The sequence below is a fragment of the Rhodococcus sp. (in: high G+C Gram-positive bacteria) genome (assembly GCF_049591685.1).
Taxonomy (GTDB): Bacteria; Actinomycetota; Actinomycetes; order Mycobacteriales; family Mycobacteriaceae; genus Rhodococcoides.
Window position 1 is genome coordinate 1 of record NZ_JBAWFH010000223.1, and the last position, 4093, is coordinate 4093.

At 68.7% G+C, this 4093-nt stretch carries 4 protein-coding genes and 1 pseudogene; all 5 read right to left on the bottom strand.

What is annotated here, in order from left to right; genetic code table 11:
- Positions 1-1413: ComEC/Rec2 family competence protein (locus WBQ44_RS09420; protein WP_495566440.1), on the bottom strand; the 1413-nt coding region annotated here is incomplete at its 3' end.
- Complete coding sequence (locus WBQ44_RS09425) at positions 1410-2294, bottom strand: ComEA family DNA-binding protein (protein ID WP_495566441.1); 885 nt, start codon at positions 2292-2294, stop codon at positions 1410-1412. The genes WBQ44_RS09420 and WBQ44_RS09425, both read right to left, overlap by 4 nt.
- A 108-nt stretch (positions 2295-2402) precedes the next feature.
- On the bottom strand, positions 2403-3239 hold the full coding sequence (locus tag WBQ44_RS09430) for a DegV family protein (protein WP_495566442.1): 837 nt from the start codon (positions 3237-3239) through the stop codon (positions 2403-2405).
- A complete protein-coding gene (octT, locus tag WBQ44_RS09435; RefSeq protein WP_495566443.1) occupies positions 3236-4006 on the bottom strand; it encodes a diglucosylglycerate octanoyltransferase in 771 nt (256 codons plus the stop codon). Before octT ends, WBQ44_RS09430 begins: the two co-directional genes overlap by 4 nt.
- A pseudogene (locus WBQ44_RS09440) lies at positions 3993-4093 on the bottom strand (histidine phosphatase family protein); the annotation flags it as partial. The pseudogene WBQ44_RS09440 and the gene octT, both read right to left, overlap by 14 nt.

Consider the following 4093-nt stretch of genomic DNA (forward strand, 5'->3'; position numbering starts at 1 on the left):
GGCCGGTCCAGTCGGCGTGCTCAGGCCCGCAGCGGGAAGCGACTCGGCCCACCGGGCAACGGCGACCAGCCACCACAGAGGCGCTGATGCCAGATGCAGCACGAGCGAAGCGGGCAGGGTTGCCCACGGCGCGAGAACGGCCGCCGCCGCGCCCACCACCGTGATGGGAGCGACCACAGGAGCCACCGCGATGTTGGCAAGTACGCCGACCACCGAGAACGTGCCTGCCATCGCGGCCACGATCGGCGCCGTCACCGCATGGGCAGCAGCAGCAACGGCCACTATTTCGGCGGACGCTCTGCCCCACCCGCGCCGCCGCAGCCAGTCGACCCACACCGGCGCAACGAGCACCAGCCCGACAGTTGCAGCCACCGACAGCGCGAAACCGTAGTCGACCGCCAACTCCGGCCACCGGGCCAACAGGCCCACCACTGCAGTGCACAACGCCGGTACCGCCTGTCTGCGCCGTCCCGTCACCAGTGCCAGCACGCCGACGCCGCCCATGACCGCGGCACGCAGCACGCTCGGCGAAGGCCTCGCCACGACGACGAACGCGAGGAGTACGACCGTGCACACCACCGCGGTCGTACGCGGGCCCACGCCGACGCTGCGAGCCAGCAACAGCACAGCACCCAACACAATCGCAAAATTGGCGCCGGACACAGCAGTCAAATGTGCTAATCCGGCTGCGCGCAAGGCGTTTTCGATATCTTCGGGCAGGGCAGAGACATCTCCGACGACGAGCGCCGTGAGCAGTCCGGCACGGTCGGGCGGAAGCGCGTCGGCGGCCGCAAGGTCAAGCGAGCTGCGAACCGCCGACGCCGATTTCGCGACGGCGCCGGGTTGCTCGACTCGGAGCGGGGGCCCGTGGGTCCGGAGGATCCCCAGCGTCAGATTCGCCCGGTCGGGTGGCGAGAGTTTGCCACGTACCACGACGCTCTGCCCCGGAACCACTGCGTCCCAGCCCTCCGCGGGTGCGAGCACCGAGATCCGTCCACCGAGTTCGACCGGCACGCCGGCGATGTCGATCTGCCGCAACTCGGCGCGCAGCGACACCGTAGGCGGACCGGGAAACGTGAGGAGACGTGGATCCTCACGGACGACGGCAGCCGCACTGACCCACGCGCCGTCGTGCGCCGCCGACGCGACCGGACTGGTTTCCGCGCTCCACGCGTGCAGCGTCACCGCTCCGGAAAAGCAGCACCCGATCACGGCCGCTGCCACCAACCCTGTCCACCGACCACCGAGCCGGCCGCGCAGGCCGAAGGACAACGCCGCCACACAGATCCACACCATCGTTGCGACACCGGCAACGCTCGATCCGCACAGGATGCCCGCAATCGTCGAACCCCACGCTGCGCCGGCCGCCGGAACCAGTCGCACGTCGTACGGCCGGACCGGCGCCTCTGTCACACCGTCACTTGCCCTCTGAGCTTTTCCAGACGCGCCGGCCCGATACCGTCCACTTCTGCAAGTTGCTCGACGTTCGAGAACGAACCGTTGGTCTCACGCCACGCAACGATGTTGGCGGCCGTCACCGGCCCGACCCCGCTCAGTGCGTCCAGTTCGGCAACCGTCGCGGTGTTGAGGTCGACCCCGCCACTCTCCGTGGCCGGGTCTCGGTGCTGCGCAGCAGTGTCGGTTGCACCACCGCCGCCATCCTGCACAGTTCCGCTGACGATCGGTCTGCCCTCGGGTGGGGTGGCCCCGACGACGATCTGCTCCCCGTCCTCCACCTTCGCCGCAAGGTTGAGAGCCAACACGTCGGCCCCGCCCAGAGGGCCGCCCGCCGCGGCCAACGCGTCGGCCACCCGTGACCCCGCAGGCAGATGCACGAGCCCGGATGTGGCCACCAGCCCGACCACGCTGACGACGATGTGCGACGGCGGCTCCAAAGACGGCGTGGTCGGTGACCGGGTGTCCTGCGACCGGGTGTCCTGCGAGGACGACTCCGGCTGCACGACCGGGAGCGCAGGCACCGGCGCAGCCGACGGTGCGTCGCGCACCATCGCATATCCCGCGACCAGTACGACGACGACCCCCACTGCGCACAGCGCGAGCATGCCCCCACGCCCGGGATCGAGTCGCGCAGTACGCCAGCGCTCCGGCAAATAGGCACTCAGCGCAGTGTCACGGCCGCCGTCGGGCTCGAGCCAGTCATAGGCCGGTGCACGGTCCGACCGCTCGCCCGAGTCGGTCCGGTCATCCCACTCGGCTGAGTCTTCGTGCCGCTCGAGCAACGATCGTTCGCGGCCAGAGCCGGTACGCGAAATCGGCCGCGTTCGGGGAACCATGGTCGGGACGTTAGCCACCCGAAGACTGGCGCTACAGGCGTGACACCAGGCTGCGAATCACCCTGTGGATGCACCCCGGGGCTGTGGACAACTACCGGTCGCTGCGGCCTACGAACTCTCGAGGCAGATGACGACACCTACTGCCCCCGGCCCGACATGAGCTCCGAGCACAGCCCCGAACGGCACGATCTGCAGCTCGCCGACCTGCGGAATCCGGTCGGCAAGGAGGGCTGCGACGGTGTCGGCACGCTCCGGACACAGCATATGGTGCACGGTCAGCGCAACCCTCTTGTCGCCGGCCACACCGGCTGCGGCCTCGACCATCTTCGTCAGCGCCTTGGTCGACGTGCGCGTCTTCTCCCCCAGAACCAGCTTGCCTTCGCTGAGGTGCAGCACCGGTTTCATGGCGAGGGCCGTCCCGAGCAGGGCAGCTGCCGCGCCGATGCGACCACCTCGGCGGAGGTGATCCAGCCGATCCACCACGATGAAGCTACGGCTGCGCGCAGCGGCCGTCACAGCATGGTCGTGCACGGCCTCGACACTCTCACCGCGGGCAGCGGCCCGGGCCGCAGACAACACGGCGTAACCCAAACCCATGCCCACGGCCCCGGAATCGACGACGCGAACCCGATCCCCCAGTTCCGAGGCGGCCTGGTGCGCCGCGTCGAAGGTGCTCGACAGCCCCCGTGAAATGTGGACTGCCACCACTCCTGCACCGTCACTACGGTTCAACGCCCTGGTATAGAGCCGGGTGAGTTCGGCCGGCGACGCACCGGCGGTCGTGACCGGGCCGTCAGCGGCGAAACCGTCGGGAATTTTGTCGACGCCCTCACGCAGGTCGACACCGCCGACGAAGACATGCAGCGGCGCCACCTCGACACCCAGCTCGTTCGCCACGTCGGCGCTCAGGCATGCCGACGAGTCGGTTACGACGATGACGCTCATGCGTTGTGTGCTTCCGCGGTCATGGCCGCACGCAGTTCGACGAGCATCGCCTCGGCCACCGCGATGTGCGCGTCCCAACCCCAGTGAATGCCGTCCGGGTTGGCGTTCCCTGAGAAAACGTTGGCACGAACCGCCTCTGCGAGGTCGACCAGCGGTACGCCCGCCTGCGAGCTCCACTGCCGCAGTGCTTTTTCTGCCGCGGGCCTGCCCGCGTGGACTCTGCCGTACGCGTCGCTGTTGTGCACCGACGGCAACGTCCCGATCAGCGGAAGCTCCGGGCGAACGTAATTCAGCGCCGCACGGCACTGTTCCAGATAGTCGACGCTCAACTTCGGCGGCAGAGCAACCGGCCAACCGAGGTGCGCCAATCTCGGCTGAGCCCAACCGTATCCGGCTCTGACTGCGCGGCGGAGGATAGGCGGTCGCACGTATCGAATCTGTTCGCGCAGCGCCGTCGGAAGCGGTGAGGGCAGCGAGTCCATTCCCCCGACCCCGAACACGACGGCGCCGGCCCCCGGGATTGCCGCCCATACACGCGGATCCTGCGTCAGTGCCCACCAGACGTCACGACTGGTCCAGCCGATTCGCGCTACCAACTCGACGCGCCAACCCAATTCGGCCGCAACGAGATTAGGCCAGATACGCGCATCGTTCGCGGGCAGACCGCCCTCCGGTCCGTAGTAGCTCAACGAGTCCGCGAGCACCAACAGGATCGGGGGCGCGTCCGGGCCGCCCGAAACACGATCGATGGGGTCAGAGGACGTCACTGGCCACTCTTGCCGAAGCGTTCCAGACGTCGAGCCGCCAACCGGGCGCCGCATCGTCGTACCCGGCTCCGGCCGCGCCATGATTGC

What these genes read in the sequence shown, in the direction of transcription:
- WBQ44_RS09425 (WP_495566441.1), bottom strand. Translation starts at nt 2,294, where the DNA reads ATGGTTCCCCGAACGCGGCCGATTTCGCGTACCGGCTCTGGCCGCGAA.
- WBQ44_RS09430 (WP_495566442.1), bottom strand. Translation starts at nt 3,239, where the DNA reads ATGAGCGTCATCGTCGTAACCGACTCGTCGGCATGCCTGAGCGCCGAC.